At 51.8% G+C, this 17,660-nt stretch carries 17 protein-coding genes; 11 read left to right on the forward strand and 6 right to left on the reverse strand.

The window, feature by feature from the left end; genetic code table 11:
• Window positions 1-20: 20 nt before the first annotated feature.
• Genes A9B99_RS12125 through A9B99_RS12145 form a run of 5 tightly spaced genes read right to left on the reverse strand, consistent with a single transcriptional unit; the run spans window position 21 to window position 4,461 of the window.
• Window positions 21-740, reverse strand: a complete 720-nt coding sequence (locus A9B99_RS12125) for an ABC transporter ATP-binding protein (protein ID WP_064597810.1) — start codon at window positions 738-740, stop codon at window positions 21-23.
• Window positions 737-1,516 (reverse strand): ABC transporter ATP-binding protein, encoded by a 780-nt coding sequence (locus tag A9B99_RS12130; protein ID WP_064597811.1) that lies wholly within the window; start codon window positions 1,514-1,516, stop codon window positions 737-739. The genes A9B99_RS12125 and A9B99_RS12130 overlap by 4 nt, the downstream gene beginning before the upstream one ends.
• The gene (locus A9B99_RS12135; RefSeq protein WP_064597813.1) at window positions 1,513-2,400 is read right to left on the reverse strand and encodes a branched-chain amino acid ABC transporter permease; all 888 of its coding nucleotides are present in this window, start codon (window positions 2,398-2,400) and stop codon (window positions 1,513-1,515) included. The genes A9B99_RS12130 and A9B99_RS12135 overlap by 4 nt, the downstream gene beginning before the upstream one ends.
• Window positions 2,393-3,286 (reverse strand): branched-chain amino acid ABC transporter permease, encoded by an 894-nt coding sequence (locus tag A9B99_RS12140; protein ID WP_064597815.1) that lies wholly within the window; start codon window positions 3,284-3,286, stop codon window positions 2,393-2,395. The genes A9B99_RS12135 and A9B99_RS12140 overlap by 8 nt, the downstream gene beginning before the upstream one ends.
• Before the next feature lie 47 nt (window positions 3,287-3,333).
• Entirely contained in the window at window positions 3,334-4,461 is a 1,128-nt protein-coding gene (locus A9B99_RS12145) for an ABC transporter substrate-binding protein (protein WP_064597817.1), read from the reverse strand.
• Between the two features lie 561 nt (window positions 4,462-5,022).
• On the opposite strand from A9B99_RS12145, the gene A9B99_RS12150 reads away from it, so the two are divergent.
• The 4 genes from A9B99_RS12150 to A9B99_RS12165 all read left to right on the forward strand — a co-directional run bounded on the left by A9B99_RS12150 (window position 5,023) and on the right by A9B99_RS12165 (window position 8,233).
• Complete coding sequence (locus A9B99_RS12150; protein ID WP_064597819.1) at window positions 5,023-5,724, forward strand: GntR family transcriptional regulator; 702 nt, start codon at window positions 5,023-5,025, stop codon at window positions 5,722-5,724.
• 115 nt (window positions 5,725-5,839) lie between these two features.
• A complete protein-coding gene (locus tag A9B99_RS12155; protein ID WP_064597821.1) occupies window positions 5,840-7,018 on the forward strand; it encodes a M20 aminoacylase family protein in 1,179 nt (392 codons plus the stop codon).
• 2 nt (window positions 7,019-7,020) lie between these two features.
• On the forward strand, window positions 7,021-7,821 hold the full coding sequence (locus A9B99_RS12160) for a pyrroline-5-carboxylate reductase family protein (protein ID WP_064597823.1): 801 nt from the start codon (window positions 7,021-7,023) through the stop codon (window positions 7,819-7,821).
• Window positions 7,822-7,849: 28 nt separating this feature from the next.
• Window positions 7,850-8,233 (forward strand): RidA family protein, encoded by a 384-nt coding sequence (locus tag A9B99_RS12165; protein ID WP_064597825.1) that lies wholly within the window; start codon window positions 7,850-7,852, stop codon window positions 8,231-8,233.
• A 570-nt stretch (window positions 8,234-8,803) separates the two neighbouring features.
• Here A9B99_RS12165 and A9B99_RS12170 read toward each other — a convergent pair.
• Window positions 8,804-9,598 carry an SDR family NAD(P)-dependent oxidoreductase gene (locus A9B99_RS12170; RefSeq protein ID WP_064597827.1) on the reverse strand — a complete coding sequence of 265 codons (795 nt, stop codon included), beginning with the start codon at window positions 9,596-9,598 and terminating at the stop codon, window positions 8,804-8,806.
• A 681-nt stretch (window positions 9,599-10,279) separates the two neighbouring features.
• On the opposite strand from A9B99_RS12170, the gene arnB reads away from it, so the two are divergent.
• Genes arnB through arnF form a run of 7 tightly spaced genes read left to right on the forward strand, consistent with a single transcriptional unit; the run spans window position 10,280 to window position 17,660 of the window.
• The gene (arnB, locus tag A9B99_RS12175; RefSeq protein ID WP_064597829.1) at window positions 10,280-11,419 is read left to right on the forward strand and encodes a UDP-4-amino-4-deoxy-L-arabinose aminotransferase; all 1,140 of its coding nucleotides are present in this window, start codon (window positions 10,280-10,282) and stop codon (window positions 11,417-11,419) included.
• 9 nt (window positions 11,420-11,428) lie between these two features.
• Window positions 11,429-12,403, forward strand: a complete 975-nt coding sequence (gene arnC, locus A9B99_RS12180) for an undecaprenyl-phosphate 4-deoxy-4-formamido-L-arabinose transferase (RefSeq protein ID WP_064597831.1) — start codon at window positions 11,429-11,431, stop codon at window positions 12,401-12,403.
• Complete coding sequence (gene arnA / locus A9B99_RS12185; RefSeq protein ID WP_064597833.1) at window positions 12,400-14,382, forward strand: bifunctional UDP-4-amino-4-deoxy-L-arabinose formyltransferase/UDP-glucuronic acid oxidase ArnA; 1,983 nt, start codon at window positions 12,400-12,402, stop codon at window positions 14,380-14,382. The genes arnC and arnA overlap by 4 nt, the downstream gene beginning before the upstream one ends.
• On the forward strand, window positions 14,379-15,269 hold the full coding sequence (arnD, locus tag A9B99_RS12190) for a 4-deoxy-4-formamido-L-arabinose-phosphoundecaprenol deformylase (RefSeq protein WP_064597835.1): 891 nt from the start codon (window positions 14,379-14,381) through the stop codon (window positions 15,267-15,269). The genes arnA and arnD overlap by 4 nt, the downstream gene beginning before the upstream one ends.
• 11 nt (window positions 15,270-15,280) lie before the next feature.
• Complete coding sequence (gene arnT / locus A9B99_RS12195; RefSeq protein ID WP_064598068.1) at window positions 15,281-16,930, forward strand: lipid IV(A) 4-amino-4-deoxy-L-arabinosyltransferase; 1,650 nt, start codon at window positions 15,281-15,283, stop codon at window positions 16,928-16,930.
• The gene (arnE, locus tag A9B99_RS12200) at window positions 16,930-17,265 is read left to right on the forward strand and encodes a 4-amino-4-deoxy-L-arabinose-phosphoundecaprenol flippase subunit ArnE (RefSeq protein ID WP_064597837.1); all 336 of its coding nucleotides are present in this window, start codon (window positions 16,930-16,932) and stop codon (window positions 17,263-17,265) included. The genes arnT and arnE overlap by 1 nt, the downstream gene beginning before the upstream one ends.
• Window positions 17,265-17,660 carry a 4-amino-4-deoxy-L-arabinose-phosphoundecaprenol flippase subunit ArnF gene (gene arnF, locus A9B99_RS12205; protein ID WP_064597838.1) on the forward strand — a complete coding sequence of 132 codons (396 nt, stop codon included), beginning with the start codon at window positions 17,265-17,267 and terminating at the stop codon, window positions 17,658-17,660. Before arnE ends, arnF begins: the two co-directional genes overlap by 1 nt.

The raw sequence follows: 17,660 nt of genomic DNA on the forward strand, positions 1-17,660 counted from the left end.
TGTTCTTGTTACTTTTCCTGTCAGGCGGCGCGGCCGCCAAAGTACAGTTCCCGCATCCGCGGATCGTTAAGCAGATCCCGGGCTTTACCCTGCATTGCCACTTTTCCCAACGCCAGCACATACGCCCGGTCAGAGATATGCAGCGCTTCCATGGCATTTTGCTCCACCATCAGAATAGTGACTTTCTCCTGACGGCGAATGGTTTGAATGGCGCTGAACACTTCGGTAAGCATTTTCGGTGACAATCCGGCTGAGGGCTCATCAAGCAGCAGCACGGAAGGCGATGGCATCAGTGCCCGGGCCAGTGCGAGAATTTGCCGTTCCCCACCAGAAAGCGCAGATGCCGGGGAGTGCCATTTCTTGTGCAACACCGGGTAATGTTCCGCCAGTTGTGCCATGCGCTGCCGACGCTGCCCTGGCGGTAAAAATTGCCCACCTGTTTGCAGGTTCTCTGCGACAGTGAGGTTATTGAAGACGTTATCCAGTTGCGGAACAAATCCCAGAGAACATTCGCGAATTTTGCGGTGTACCGGAATTTTTGCCGTTTCACGCCCTTCAATATCGACTCGTCCTTCGCGCGGCGAGACGAATCCCGCAATTGATTTCAGTAACGTAGACTTGCCGCAACCATTCGGTCCGAGCAGCGTGACAATTTCTGCCTGTGCAACATGTAATGAAATGCCGTGGAGAATATCGATACCTGGTGTGTAACCCGCCACCACGTTTTCCAGTGTTATCATACGGCCTCCTGCAGTGTCGCTGTGCTGCGCCCAAGATACGCATCCAGCACTTGCTGATTTTCCGCCAGTTCGTCCGGGCGGCAACTGGCGACAATCTGTCCTCTGTCCAGCACAATACAGCGCTGGCACAGGGTGTTGATAAAATGCATATCGTGTTCAATGACCAGTAAGGAAATCCCTTGCTGACTCAGGCGAACCAGGGTTTCTACCAGTTCCTGGCGCAGTTGTGGATGCACACCCGCCATCGGCTCGTCCAGCATCAGCAAAGCAGGGTTTCCCATCAGCGCGCAGGCAATCCCCAGCAGTTTTTTCTGCCCACCTGACAGCGCGGCGGCGGGAAGATCTTTGACTTTGGTCAGCAGTAAGGTATCGAGCAATTCACTGGCGCGGGCTTTGTCCTCCTGTTCAGCTTTGCGCCCGGAAGCCAGCCCCAGTAACCCGTTTATCAGCCCGTGTTGGCGGGTTCCTGCCGCCATCACCACTTCCATGACGCTCATCTTTTCTGGCATGACGGGCAACTGGAATGTCCGGGCAATCCCCGTCTGAATAATGCGGTGGCTTGCCATGCGGGCAATAGGGCGCCCATTAAACGTTATGCTTCCGCCATCTGGCCGGGTGAACCCGGAAATTGTGTTGAGCAGGGTGCTCTTCCCGGAGCCATTTGGCCCCAGCAGGCCGAGGATCTCACCTTTAACCACATTAAATGAGACAGACGACAGTACCTGGTTGCCTCCAAAGGCTTTGCTGACGCCAGCCACTTCGAGTAAATGCGTCATGACAGAATCCTTAACTTTTCGGGGAGCAGACCAGCAGGTCTGGTCAGCAGGCACAGTAGCAACGCAAGCCCTACCAGACCCAGGCGCAGCGCACCTGTTAAGTCCGGGCTAATGTGGAAATAATCTTTAGCAAAGGGAATGAAGTTATACAGGCCTTCCACTAACAGGACGCCCAGCAGAACACCACGGACATTGCCAATGCCACCAATCATCACCATGCTCCAGATAAGAAAGGTCTCTGAAGAGAGCAGGTAATCCGGGCTGACATAATCGGTGTACCAGGCCAGCAACATACCGGCGAGGCAGCACATAACTGCACTGCTCATCAACGCCCGGCATTTTAGCCAGGGCAGTGAATACCCCATGCACATGGCCAGCTGAGGTTGTTCGCGCATCAGGCGTAGGGCGCGGCCAAAGCGGCTGGAGCCGGTGCGCAGGCAGGCCAGTGTGGCGAGGATAACGGCCACCAGAATAATAACTGCGAAGATGCGGGTATCCACCACACTGTTACCGGTTGACCAGGGGGCAACCAGCCCACCGATGCCTTGCGCTCCGCCAGTCACGCTATCTTCGTTGACGATTGCGATGCGGATAATCTCCGCCAGCGCCAGAGTGGCTATTCCCCAGTAATCTGCGGTTAACTGGCGGCCCAACAGCGTCATCATGATGCTGATAACCATGGCGCACAGTATTCCGGCAGGCATCACTACCCACAATGGCAAACCAAACTGACTACCTAAGCCAATGGCATACGCACCAGTACCGACAAACACGATATGACCAAAGTTGAGCAACCCGGCATACCCCGCCTGTAAATTCAGCGCAAGTGCGACAATGGCATAGATGCCAGCCAGACAAAAAATATGCAGTAAAAACTCAGACACGGCGTACCTCGCGATTAAACAGGCCGTAAGGGCGTACCAACAGCGCCAGTAACAGAATGACAAACGAAGAGGCATTGACCCAGGTAACCGGAATAAACAGTAATTCCCCGCCGAACAGCCAGCTCCAGTCAATGTTAGTCACAAGGGTTTCGGTGCTGGCGATAAGTAACGCGCCGAAAATAGCTCCCATGGGGTTGCCCAGCCCACCCAGAATGGCAGCCGCCAGCACCGGCAGCATCAGGTCATTCCCCTGGTTGACCCAGGCACTGGCATTCATTGCCAGCATGCTTCCCCCCACGGCCGCCAGCATGCCTGCCACCAGGTTAACACTGTGGATAATGGCGCTGGCGTTTAATCCTGACGCTGCCGCCAGGTCGCGGTTGCTTGCCAGAGCGCGTATTGCGCGGCCTTGTGGTGTTTTGAACATCAGCACACTGAATACGGCAACCAGTACACCAGTGACCCCCAGGCTCCAGAGTTCATCTGAAGCGATGCGGGTATCACCAATTTGCCACAGTTCACCAATCGGCAGGGCGTAGTTGATTGGGGCTGATCCTTCGACCCCAAGCACCAGTGCAATCAGTACCATTGATACGGCCAGCGAACCAATCATGGCGTTAGCCGTACCGCCTTTTAACAATGGCTGAAATACCCAGTGATGCAACACCATGGAGAGCATGCCGCAAACGACCGCAGAAAAGACGATAGCCAGTGATAACGGCATACCCAGGTGAAGCCCGGCCGCTGTAATAAATGCGCCAACCATGGCGTATTGCATATGGGCGATGTTGGCAAACCGCACCAGCCCATACACCAGGCTTAATCCCAGCGCGACCAGTGATAAATCCGCTGTGCGAATCAATGTATCAATCAAAAACTGCAGCATGATTTCTCCCCAATGATGTAGCGTAAACAGGCATAAGAAACCGCCCGTTACCGGGGAACCGGTACGCCATTGCTGGCTTTAACTTTCAGGTATGGCTGGCTCTGGCGTTGGTTATCCGCATCCAGATCCAGTTTTCCGGTGATGCCGGTAAAACCGGGAGCTACCGCTTTCATGGCGGTAATCATTGCCGCCGGCTCAGCACTGTGTGCTTTGTTGATTGCAGCGGCGGCCAGCATGACGCTGTCCCAGGCATAACTGCCATATACTGATCGGGGTTTTTCATGGAATTTATTCTGGTAAAGCGTGGCGTAATTTACTCCGTTGCTGCCTGCCGCTTTCTGATCAATGCCCGCCACTTCCATTCCCATCTGGCCGTTAGTGTATTGTGCCGGAGAGCCGTCTATCGCCATGGTTAAATACATGCCGTACCAGGGGGTTTTATTCAGCCCCAGCTCCCAGGCTTCGCGGTTAAGCACAATGGCATCCTGGCCATAGCTGGTGTAAACGTAGGCTTGTGGGTGAGCGCGGGAAATTTGCTCCAGTTCGCGGCGATAAGAAGGCTGCCCACTGGTGTAAAGCACCTTAGCGACAACTTTGCCACCGGCTTTTTCAAATGCCTTAGTGAACTGTTCCGCCATACCCTGGCCATAAGCGCCATCCGGGGCAATAAAGGCCACTTTGTTGTAACCCAGTTGGTGCACGTCTTCAGCGGAGAAACGGGCTGAAAGGGAATCAAGGCCGATAACACTCCAGGAGGTTGCGCCAATGTTACGCACATCAGTGCTGGTGCCTGAAATATTGATATGCAGCAGGTGGTTTTTCACCAGGTATTGCCCAACAGGAATGGTGACACTGGAAGAAAAACTGCCAACCACCAAAGGGACGTGGTTAACCTGAGTCAGTTTACGTACGGCGTTAAGGCCGGTAACCGGGCTACCGGCAGAATCTTCAACGATAACGTGCAGCGGTTGCCCGTCCACGCCACCATGAGCGTTAATGTTTTCCACCGCCAGTTCAATGCCCCGGCGCTGGTCTTCACCAATACTGGCACTGGTACCGGTTAAGGGTAAAACTGCGCCAATATTCACATCAGCCAGTGCTGTGTGTGCCAAACCTAACAACGTCATGCCTGTTAATGCTGACAGAGTCATGCTCTGCCCAAAACGACTTTTCATGTTGGTTCTCCGGTTTATTGTTGCCGGCTCTTAAGGCCGGTGCTTTTCAGCCTTTGCAGCATTGCAAGGCTTCCCTGGTGAAGGCGAAAAGTAGTGCACCAAAAGTGAATGTAAAAGTGCATACACTTGTGTATTAAGCAAAGATAGTGCCAGGGAAGTTCATCACCGGATAACAGGCATGGTATTTTTATGGGTTCAGGAAGAAATTAATGAATAAATACAATGGAGAGAATGTAAATAATAAATTTTGGCACTTATGGTTTTTTACATTAGTGGTTAACTGGCAGGTAAAATATCTGTGTGCAAAAGTGAATACACTTTGAATCATTTTGGAGCAGTCTTGCTACAAAATGGTGCATGGTAATGATTTAACAAGGAAATAAAAATACAAAATGCTTAATAATCAAAGGTTATTAGGTTATGAATAAGTGTATTCAATTTTGTGTTGAGTTGTTTTTTTTGCTGTGCTATCAATAAAAATATTCGGTGAAATAACCTGTGCCGCTGGTTTATTTATTCACACGGTGTGCGGCTGCGTTAAGGGAAAAGTAAGGGGATAATGTGGTTACTATTAAAAAGAAATCCCGTAGCGCCGACAGCGTAGAAAAAGTCTACGAGAAAGTGAAAGGGCTGGCGATTGATTACCACTTTCGCCCGGGTGAGAGGGTGAATGAAGTTGAGCTTGCCGCACAACTGGGTGTGTCACGTACCCCGGTGAGGGAAGCACTGAACCGGCTGGCTAAAGATGGCTTCATGAACTTCGTCCCTAATAAAGGGTTCTATTCACGCGATCTGACACCTGAAGGCGTCAGAGAGTTGTACGAAGTGCGCATGGTCATCGAACAATCCACTTTTCGCTTTGCCTGCCAGCGGGCGACGGACGACGAGATTGCGGCGACAACGGCTATCTGGGAAGAAGTAAGCCAGCATCGCCCGCCACAAAATGACCAGGACTGGGCCAAAATTGCTGAAATTGATGAGCGCTTCCATATGGAAATCGCCCGTATTTCTCATAACAGCCGGTTATACGAAATGCTCGACAGCCTCAATTCATTGAGCCGCTTCTTTCGGCGCATTGATTTAGAAACTCCCGTGCGGCGCAATAACGCGTATGACGAGCATGTCGATATTATTGCCGCATTACGCCAGCGCGATATTGAAAAAGGCGTGGCACTGATTGAACAGCATATTTCATTGAGTGCTGAGCATGCCATTGAAGTAACCAAAGAAGGTCTGGCCCGGATTTATTTCGGCAAACCCTGATATCTGCAGGGAAATTTACTGACCTGATGATCGAGCGAATGGAGCATCTGTTCGCGACAGCGATTTTATTCCTGTGCAACGCGCTGGCGTTGTGCAGTGACAATGCAGAGGAAATATGCAGCCAATTCCCGAAGATATTATTCAGCAGGCGATTACCTGGCGGCGTGAAATTCATGCCTGCCCGGAAATCGGTCTGCAGGAGTTCCGTACTTCAGCCAAAATCAGTGAGTTGTTGGAAACCTTCGGGCTTGAAGTGCATACCGGTATGGCTGGCACCGGGATTATTGGGGTGTTGCGCAATGGCGAAGGACCGGTAATTGGTATTCGTGCCGATATCGACGCGCTTCCCATCCAGGAAAACAATACAGCGGCGTGGTGTTCGGCTTCCCCCGGAACCATGCATGCCTGTGGTCATGACGGGCACACAGCAATATTGCTGGGGGCTGCTCGTTATTTAAGCCAGACCCGGGCGTTTCAGGGAACTGTCTGTTTTATCTTTCAGCCAGCAGAAGAAAATGCCGGTGGCGGCCGCCTGATGGTGGAGGAAGGGTTGTTTGACCGCTTCCCGATGTCAGCCGTTTACGCATTGCATAACTGGCCCGGTTTGCCTGTGGGAGAAGTGGCGGTGAACCCTGGGCCAATGATGGCCTCACAGGATAACTTTTTTATTACTCTCACCGGTGTTGGGTGCCATGCCGCTATGCCAGAAAAAGGTGCCGACCCGGTGCTCGCCGGTGCGCACCTGATTACAGCGTTGCAAACTATTACCACGCGACGTCTTTCCCCGCTGGACAGCGCTGTAATAAGCGTGACACAACTCCAGGCAGGTGAAGCGATTAATGTCGTTCCACAAACGATGCAACTTTCCGGAACGCTGCGCTGCCTGAGCCAGCGTGCACGCGCGCGGTGCCAGGCACTGATGGCGGATTATGTGGAGCAGCTGGCCGGGCCGTTCGGGGTGCGTGGGGAAATTCACTGGGAATATGGCTACCCCGTTACTGTCAATCACGCGCAGCAGGCGGAAACCCTTGCCCGTGCAGCGCGCGGCACGCCAGGTATCACTCAGGTGCATACTCAACTTCCTCCTTCAATGGCTGCGGAAGATTTTGCCTACCTGCTCGAAGCCTGCCCGGGGGCTTACCTCTGGTTGGGGGCCGATGGCCCAACGCCCGGCGCTTCATTACATAACCCTTATTACGATTTTAATGACCAACTTATTGCCCCCGGTATTGGTCTTTGGGTATCGCTGGTTGAGCAGTCATTAAATCCTGTTGCTGTGAATTCAGAGGATTAACGATGAGCCAGATTCACTTTATTGGTGCCGGTCAGATGACCGAAGCTATTATTCGCGCGGCCCTGAAACGCGAAGCCGTCAACCCTGATGCAATTACGCTATCGGATATCGACCCTGAGCGGGTGGCAACGCTTAACGCACGCTATGGGTTAAGCAATACGCAGGCCTTGCCCGATGCGCTGGCAGCGGCAGATTACATCGTAATCGGCGTACGCCCACAGGATGATATCCCGGGTGTTGCTCAGTTGATTAACCAGCACGCAAGTCCTCGGGCAACCGTGGTATCGATTATCGCGGGTGTGACGCTGGCCCGCCTGGCATTACTACTGGGGGAAAACCGCCCTGTGGCGCGAATTATTCCTAACACGCTGACTGACACTGGTCTGGGATACAGCGGGGTGGCGTTTAACGCTCACGTTGACAGTGCGCCGTTAATGCCGTTTCTGGAAAGCTTTGGCAAGGTCATGTTGCTGGAAGAGCGCCTGATAGACACCTTTACCGGGTTCGCTGTCGCCGGGGTGAATTATGTTTATTACTTCGTTGAAGCACTGGCTGATGCAGGTGTGCTGGCCGGGTTAACCCGCGCCCAGTCAACGCAAGTGGTGTGGGAAAATCTGGTCGGCGCTGTATCCATGCTGAAATTAACGGGTTGCCACCCGCGCCAGTTAATGGATATCAACAATTCGCCAGCCGGAGTGGGTATTAATGGTTTATATGAACTGAATAAGAGCGATTTTGCCGCTGGTTTGCAAAGCAGTGTGCTGGCGGCGGTGCGCCGTACTACTGAACTCTCGGGTCAATAATAATCTCGTTTTTAACAAGGTCGTGAATATGTCAGCAATTTCAACGTCAAAGGCACCTGCCGCAATTGGGCCTTATGTTCAGGGTGTGGATCTTGGTTCACTGGTGATGACTTCCGGGCAAATCCCGCTTAACCCGCTAACAGGTGAGATGCCTGAAGATATACAGCAACAAACCCGCCAGTCTCTGGAAAATGTTCGGGCAATTGTTGAAGCCAGCGGTTTACAGGTGGCAGATATTATAAAAACAACTGTTTTTGTTAAGGATCTCAACCATTTTTCTTTAGTAAATGCAGAGTATGAATCCTTTTTTCGTGAGCATCAGGCACCTTTCCCGGCGCGCTCCTGTGTGGAAGTGGCCCGGTTACCGAAAGATGCGGGTGTGGAAATTGAAGCGATTGCAGTACGCCGCTAATGCACAAGCCATTAACGGTGGCGTTGAACTACACCTGTGCCTTTCCATAAACACACTTAAGGGACTGGGCGGGTAAAGGGCACACGCCTCACGTATTTCCAACTGGCCGTATTGGTACCGGTGAATAGCTGCGTGCTGGTGGATGCTGGTTTTCTGTCGTAGCCAGGGAAGGCTATGCTGGCGGGCTATATAACGAAAAAAGCCGCCCGCAGGCGACTTCTTCCGGCTGTTCCCTCAGCGACCATCTGGTGAGAGACAGGCCAGCCTGGCCTGACGTTAAAATTAAGAAGACTTATGCGTAAAACAGACAGGGTTGTTTTTTTTAACTCATACAAAAAAATTGATTAATTTGTGTGCAGGTTTTTTGTCTGTGATTTGTGAACCATCGGATAAATTCTGGTTGAAGTGATCATAATAAAATTTTATGGAAATGAAAATGACATTTATTTGAGATTAGCCCTCAATAATTTTGAATGGATTGCGGTGATGTGGCTCTGTGAGTTAGCAGGCACCCGAAAGTGCCTGTCAGTAGTTGCTGCGGGGGAACAGCGTGCTGTCCACGCTGTGCAATTACAGAATGTCGTCCACTACGCCGCCATCGACGCGCAGTGCGGCACCTGATGTGGCAGACGCCTGTTGCGAACAGATATACACCACCATATTAGCCACTTCTTCAACACTGGCTGCACGCTGAATCACGGAAGAAGGGCGGTGAGCCATGACAAACTCTTTCGCCAGTGTTTCCAGCGACTTGCCTGTCCGTTCAGCTTCATCTTTCATCATGGTGGCAAAGCCATCAGAAATCGTCGGCCCAGGCAGAACACTATTCACCGTAACGCCAGTACCGGCTACGTATTTTGCCAGCCCGCGCGCCAGAGCGAGTTGCGCGGTTTTGGTTACGCCATAATGAATCATGTCTGCCGGGATATTGCGGGATGATTCGGACGAAATAAACACCACTCGCCCCCAGCCTTGTTTTGTCATGGCCGGTAACAGCGCGCGTGACAGACGAACGCCAGACATCACATTGGTTTGCCAGTAATTTTCCCAGGTGGCGTCATCGGTTTCGTAAAAATCCTGCGGCCCGTAAATTCCTGCGTTATTCACCAAAATATCAACCGCGGGCAGTTGTTTCAGTAAGTTATCAACTCCGGTTGCATCCTGCAGATTAGCGGCCGCACCCTGTAATTTTGCACCAGGCACTGCATCCTGCAGCTTACGGGTAGCTTTCGCGACGCTCTCTTCACTGCGGCCATTCAGAATAACGGCTGCGCCGCTGGCAGCCAGTTCCCGGGCAATGGCAAAACCAATTCCACCTGTGGATGCGGTAACCAGTGCTGTTTTCCCCGAAAAATCAATTTTCATGGATTTATCTCCTGTGGTGAAAGTGCAGGGACGTTATGTCTGCAATGATGGTGCTGTTGCGCATGAGCGGGCATTGCGCGGGGCGGCATCGTGATAAAATCAATCTGGGATGTGGACGACGATGTGCGGGCCGGGCGTTTAATTGAGATTCTCCCTGGAGGGGAAATTTCTGCCGCACCGTTAAATGCCGTATATTTACACAGCCGCTTTTTAGCACCTTGCGTTAGGTTATTTGTTACTTTTTTTACTGAAAGAGTGTCAAAATTATCAAGATGGTAATTATGGTAGTGGAATGGCAAATTGATTAAATATCAATGATAAATGTGATGCCTGTCACGGTTTTTTTGCCATTCACCCCCGGGTTTTCAGTTAATTCTTTATATTTCCTTTAGTGTCATTTTATTACGTATGAAATATTTAAGAATACTCACAAATCATCTTGCAACTTTCTGATTTTTAATCAAACTTGATAGTGCTTGCATGCGGAGCTGGTCAGTTTGGTTGGTAGCCCTACCTTAAGTCTTTTCTAAGAAACAGCTGTTAGTTTACTCCTGTTGAGGTGTGGTTGATACACGGATGCGCTTTGTTATAGCGCCATTTATCTAACCTGGAACAAAATAATAACTACGCATGTCTAACAGCGCACTTCTTATTATTAGATGATAGTAAAGGAAACAATGCATGAGTGAGTTTCTGCCGTTCTCACGCCCGGCATTAGGCGAATCTGAACTGAGCGCAATTGCTGATGTACTTTCTTCGGGGTGGATTACCACTGGTCCGAAGAATGAGGCTCTGGAATCTGCTTTTTGCCGTTTGACAGGTAACCAACACGCGATTGCTGTCAGTTCGGCGACGGGTGGGATGCATGTCACCCTGATGGCTCTGGGTATTGGCCCGGGTGATGAAGTCATTACGCCTTCCCTCACCTGGGTGTCCACACTCAATATGATCTGCCTGTTGGGCGCTGAACCAGTAATGATTGATGTCGATAAAGACACATTGATGGTCACGCCTGAAGCGATAGAGGCTGCTCTGACTCCCCGTACCAAAGCGATTATTCCCGTGCATTATGCTGGTGCTCCGGCAGACCTTGACGCGATACGTGCATTGGGGAAAAAACATGGTGTTCCCGTGATTGAAGACGCGGCTCATGCGGCTGGCACATACTATCGGGGTGAACATGTTGGGCGCAGTGGTACGGCAATTTTCTCCTTCCACGCTATCAAAAACATGACCTGCGCGGAAGGTGGCCTGGTGGTCACCGATGACGAGCAACTCGCGCGGCAGATTCGCAGCCTGAAGTTTCACGGCCTGGGGGTCGATGCCTATGATCGCCAGACGCATGGGCGAGCTCCTCAGGCAGAGGTTATCAGCCCTGGTTACAAATACAATCTCACTGATATCAATGCGGCCATCGCTCTGGTTCAGCTTGACAAACTGCCGCAACTCAACCAGCGCCGCAAAGCCATTGCTGAACGTTACCGGCGTGAACTGGCGGATACACCGTATCAACCCCTGGCACTACCCGAATGGCCCCATGAACATGCCTGGCACTTGTTTATTTTGCGGGTGGATGAAGCACAGTGTGGGATTTCCCGTGATGCCTTAATGGCAGAGCTTAAAGCCCGCAATATTGGAACTGGTTTGCATTTCCGCGCCGCTCACACCCAGAAATATTACCGCGAACGCTTTCCAGAACTGGTGCTGCCAAATACCGAATGGAACAGTGCCCGTATTTGTTCTATCCCGTTATTCCCCGATATGACAGATGACGATGTCACCCGGGTGATTACTGCACTGCGCGACATTGCAGGTTGTTGAGGTTTAGTTATGTCCACAATACAAAAAGTCTCGGTGGTTATCCCAGTTTATAATGAACAGGAAAGCCTTCCCGAGCTTATCCAGCGCACAACAGCTGCCTGCCAGCAGTTGCCTTGCGACTGGGAAGTTTTATTAGTTGATGATGGTAGTAGTGATGACTCAGCCCGGTTAATGACCGAGGCCGCAAAGCAGCCCGGAAGCCATCTGGTGGCGGTATTACTCAACCGTAATTACGGCCAGCATTCCGCGATTATGGCCGGGTTCAGCCATGTGAGCGGTGATTTGATAATAACTCTGGATGCTGACTTGCAAAACCCACCGGAAGAGATTCCCCGCCTGGTAGCGAAAGCCAGCGAGGGTTATGACGTAGTGGGTACGGTACGGCAAAACCGCCAGGACAGCCTGTTCCGCAAAACGGCATCACGCATGATTAACCGTCTTATTCAGCGCGCTACCGGCAAAGCAATGGGGGATTACGGCTGCATGTTGCGTGCTTACCGCCGCCATATTATTGACGCCATGTTGCATTGCCACGAGCGCAGTACCTTCATTCCTATTCTTGCCAATACTTTTGCCCGCAAGACTGCGGAAATCCCGGTTCAGCACGCAGAACGCGAACACGGCGATTCTAAATACAGCTTTATGCGTCTTATTAACCTGATGTACGACCTGGTGACCTGCCTGACAACCACACCGTTACGTTTGCTGAGTGTGTTTGGCAGTGTTATTGCGTTGCTCGGTTTCCTGTTCGCTGTGCTGTTAGTAGCGCTGCGGCTGATCTTAGGCCCGGAATGGGGTGCAGAAGGGGTATTCCCGTTATTTGCCGTGTTGTTCATGTTTATTGGTGCCCAGTTTATTGGTATGGGGCTGTTAGGCGAATATATCGGGCGGATCTACAACGATGTCCGTGCCCGTCCCCGTTACTTTATTCAGCAAGTTGTGAGCAGTACTCATCAAGAATCTCAAGAGGATGAACAAGAATGAAAACCGTCGTGTTCGCGTACCATGATATGGGGTGTGTTGGGCTCAGCGCTCTGTTAGAGGCTGGCTATGAAGTCAGTGCTATTTTCACCCATCAGGACAACGCCGGAGAGAACCCGTTTTTTGGCTCTGTTGCGCGTATTGGCGCAGAGCGTGGCATCCCGGTATATGCGCCGGATGATGTGAACCATCCTCTGTGGGTTGACCGCATTCGGGCTTTGGCACCGGATGTGATTTTCTCATTCTATTACCGCAACCTGATTTGCCAGGACATTCTTGAATGTGCCCCGGCTGGCGCATTCAATTTACATGGTTCTTTATTGCCCAGGTACCGTGGGCGCGCGCCACTGAACTGGGTGCTGGTTAATGGCGAAACAGAAACCGGCGTGACACTGCACAAAATGATTAGCCGGGCTGATGCCGGGGACATTATTGCGCAGGCTGTTGTTGCCATTGCCCCAGAAGATAACGCACTGAGCCTGCATCACAAACTCACGGCTAAGGCTCGTGAGTTGTTGAACGATGTTCTGCCAAAAATTAGCGCGGGGAATGCACCTGGTCGCGCGCAGGATGACAGCCAGGCCAGTTATGTCGGTCGCCGCACACCGGAAGATGGCCGTCTGGACTGGAGCCGGGATGCCAAAGATTTACACAACCTGGTGCGTGCTGTTGCTCACCCCTGGCCCGGGGCATTCAGCTATGCCGGGATAACCCGCTTTGTGGTCTGGTCATCCCGTCTGGTTGATGGCTACCCTGCAGCGCGTGCGGGCAAGGTGTTATCTACCTCACCGCTGGTCGTCGCCTGTGGTTCCGGTGCACTGGAAATTGTCACCGGGCAGGCAGACAACGGGGTGTATATGCAAGGTGGGCAACTGGCCCAGACACTGGGTTTAGTTGAAGGCGCTATTTTAAGCCATGCGCCTGTCGTTGCTGCAAAACGTCGTACCCGGGTACTGATTCTTGGGGTTAACGGGTTTATTGGCAACCACCTGACTGAACGCCTGTTGCAGGATGAAAACTACGAAATCTTCGGGCTGGATATAGGTTCTGATGCTATCAGCCGCTTCCTCGATAACCCGCGTTTCCACTTTGTTGAAGGGGATATCAGTATTCATTCTGAGTGGATCGAGTACCACATTAAGAAGTGCGATGTTGTGCTGCCGCTGGTTGCAATTGCCACGCCAATTGAATATACCCGTAACCCACTGCGTGTATTTGAACTGGATTTTGAAGAGAACCTGAAAATTATCCGTGATTGCGTGAAATACAAAAAACGCATTATTTTCCCGTCTACTTCAGAAGTGTATGGCATGTGCACCGATCCGGTGTTCGATGAAGACCACTCGAACCTTATCGTTGGGCCAATTAACAAACAGCGCTGGATTTACTCTGTGTCCAAGCAATTACTCGACCGGGTGATTTGGGCTTACGGTGAGAAAGAAGGTCTGCGCTTTACCCTGTTCCGCCCGTTTAACTGGATGGGGCCACGTCTGGATAACCTGAATGCCGCGCGTATTGGTAGTTCTCGTGCTATCACACAGTTGATTCTGAACCTGGTTGAAGGCTCGCCTATCAAGCTTATTGATGGTGGTCGCCAGAAACGTTGTTTCACCGATATCAGCGATGGTATTGAGGCATTGTTCCGGATTATCCAGAACAAAGATGATAAATGTGACGGGCAGATTATCAACATTGGTAACCCGGAAAACGAAGCCAGTATTAAAGAACTGGCGGAGATGTTGCTGGCAAGCTTCGAGCGGAATCCACTGCGCAAACATTTCCCTCCATTTGCCGGTTTCCGTGAGGTAGAAAGCAGCACCTATTACGGTAAAGGCTACCAGGATGTTGAACACCGTAAACCCAGTATTCGTAACGCACAACGTCTGTTGGGGTGGACACCTGGCGTAGAAATGGAACGCACCATTGATGAAACGCTGGATTTCTTCCTGCGCACGGTGGAACTTCCGGAAGAGAAGGCATGAAACGCGTAGGTTTGCGAATTGATGTCGATACCCTGCGAGGAACCCGTGACGGGGTTCCTCGTCTACTGGAAAGCCTGGCCCGGTACCAAATACAGGCCAGTTTTTTCTTTAGCGTGGGGCCGGATAACATGGGCCGCCATTTGTGGCGGCTGGTAAAACCCAAATTTCTGTGGAAGATGCTGCGTTCACGCGCGGCTTCTTTGTATGGGCTGGATATCCTGCTGGCTGGTACCGCCTGGCCGGGAAAACTGATTGGTAAGGCTAACCAGCAAGTGATTCGTGAAACTGCCCGGCACCATGAAGTGGGTCTGCATGCGTGGGATCATTTTGCCTGGCAAACCTGGGCGGGTGTGTGGTCACAGGAAAAACTCGCAGACCATATTCGCCAGGGCAAAGACGCGCTGGAGCAGATTATTGGTGCGCCGGTTACCTGCTCCGCAGTGGCTGGCTGGCGTGCCGACCAGCGTGTAGTGGCCGCCAAACAACCGTTCGGCTTCCTCTACAACAGTGATTGCCGCGGTCGTATGCCGTTCACGCCAGTGCTGGATGATGGCTCCCGGGGGACAGTGCAAATCCCGGTCACCCTGCCAACCTGGGATGAAGTGGTTGGCCAGTCTGTTGATGCTTCAGGTTTTAACCGGTTTTTACTGGATAAAATTCACGCTGATAAAGGAGTGCCGGTTTACACCATTCATGCTGAGGTTGAAGGGATTATTTTTAACCCGCTCTTCGAACAACTTCTTGACCAGGCCCGGCGTGAGGGCATTGAGTTTTGCCCACTTTCCGCTTTATTGCCTGAAGATAGCTCGCTGTTACCTGCCGGGCAAATCTACCGAAATGAAATTGCTGGCCGTGAAGGCTGGCTGGGATGCCAACAACCTGTTTAACGGTAATCTTGATGAAATCAACAAAGACTCTGTTTGTGCTGCTGGCCTGCTACGCATTGTATTACCTGTTGCCCCTTGAGTTCCGCCTGTTATGGCAACCTGATGAAACGCGCTATGCCGAAATCAGCCGTGAACTGCTGGCGGCAGGAAACTGGGTGGATCCCCATTTTCTGGGAGTGCGTTATTTCGAAAAACCGATTGCCGGGTACTGGATCAATAACCTGAGCCAACTGTTATTTGGTCATAATAATTTTGCGGTGCGGTTTGGTTCGGTTTTTTCCATTACACTCAGTGCGCTGATGGTGGTCTGGCTGGCGAAACGAATCTGGAAAGATACCGCCACAGCCGTGATGTCCGGCGTTATTTTTCTCACCTGCTTTTTGGTGTATGGCATTGGGACCTATGCGGTTCTCGACCCAATGATAACGTTGTGGCTGACTGCGGCAATGTGCAGTTTCTGGATTGCCAGTGAAGCGCAGACCACCAGGGGAAAAATCGGTGGCTACCTGTTACTTGGCCTGACCTGTGGTATGGGCGTGATGACCAAAGGTTTCCTGGCACTGGCTGTGCCGGTGATAGGGGTTTTACCCTGGGTGGCTGTGCATAAACGCTGGAAAGAAGTGTTGATATTCGGACCGCTGGCAGTAATCAGCGCCACGTTAATTACACTGCCCTGGGCACTGGCCATCGCTCGTCTGGAGCCTGATTTTTGGCACTATTTCTTTTGGGTGGAACATATTCAGCGTTTTGCTGAGAGCAACGCCCAGCATAAAGCACCATTTTGGTACTATCTGCCTTTCATACTGGCCGGTACGCTGCCCTGGCTCGCTTATCTGCCAGGCGCACTGAAAGCCGGTTGGGTAAAGCGACACAGCCATTCTGGCGCGGTTTATTTGTTGGGCTGGGTGGTGATGCCGATTCTCTTTTTCAGTATCGCTAAAGGGAAATTGCCCACCTATATTCTCCCTTGCTTTGCCCCATTAGCCATTCTGCTGGCTCATTATGCCCAGGCGGCCTCGCCAGCTATTCGTCGTCTGAATGGCTGGATTAATATCGGCTTTGGGGGCGTGTGTGTGCTGGCGGTACTGGCAGTGCTGGCGCCTTTTGGTCTGGCAAAACACCCGCTCTACCAAACCACCGAGTTGTTTAAAGTGTTTTGTGCTGTGCTCGCCTTTGTATGTTGGGCGCTGGTTGGCTGGATTTCTTCCCGTGGCTGGCAACCACGCTGGCAACTGGCCGCATTATGCCCACTCGGGCTGGCGTTATTGATAGGTGCGGCGATCCCGGATCAGGTTATTGACTCTAAACAACCGCAAGCCTTTGTGGAAAATGTCCAAAGCGAACTGGCGGGAAGCCGCTATATTCTGAGTAATAATGTGGGAACGGCTTCTGCGATTGCCTGGAGCTTAAAGCGCAGTGATATCAATATGTATGGCTCTCCGGGTGAACTGCAGTATGGCATGAGCTACCCGGATGCCCAGGGGCGGTTGGTACAAACGGCGGACTTCCCCGCCTGGCTCAGCCAGCACCGCCAGCAAGGTAGTGTTGCACTGGTGATGCTGCTTTCGCGGCACGAAGTTGTTGGTGAGCAGGCTGTCCCCAAACCAGATGCGATTGTTCATCAGGGGCGCTTTGTCCTTTATCTGTATCACCAAAAATAATGGGTATTAGCGGAATAATTATTGCCAGCCTGCTCAGTTGCCTGGGGCAACTATGTCAAAAACAGGCAGCCTGTTTACCTTCAGGTTCAGCCGGGCGCCATCGTGCCTGGCTGTGGTTATTTATGGCGCTGGTCGCAATGGGGCTGGGGCTACTGGTGTGGCTGGTGGTACTGCAGTCAGTGCCGGTTGGCCTGGCTTACCCTATGATGAGCCTGAACTTTATCTGGGTTTCTTTGGCGGCACACTGGATCTGGGGCGAGCGTTTAACACCGCGGCACTGGCTGGGTATTGTACTGATTATTCTTGGAATTATTTTGCTGAGCGGTGGCGTGTAATGGGGTATTTGCTGGCTTTATGTAGCGTGTTATTAGTCACCGCGGCTCAACTGGCAATGAAGCTGGCTATGAGCCGTTTACCGGCCGTCTGGCCATTGCCTGATTTTCTTCTGGCTATGCTTCATATTGCACCAGGTAGCCTGTGGCTGGTGGCGGGGATTGGTGGCTATCTGGCTTCCATGGTGTGCTGGTATGGCGCACTGAAGAAACTGCCATTGAGTAAAGCCTATTCTCTGTTAAGCCTGAGCTACATATTAGTGTGGGCTGCGGCGATTTGGTTGCCCGGCTGGCACGATACCTTCTCCTGGCTCAATTTGCTGGGTGTGTTATCCATTATGGCAGGTGTTACGCTGGTTATCTGGCCGGGGAAAACTGTGGTGCGCCGCCAGCAGTAA

Source organism: Mangrovibacter phragmitis, from assembly GCF_001655675.1.
Lineage (GTDB): Bacteria > Pseudomonadota > Gammaproteobacteria > Enterobacterales > Enterobacteriaceae > Mangrovibacter > Mangrovibacter phragmitis.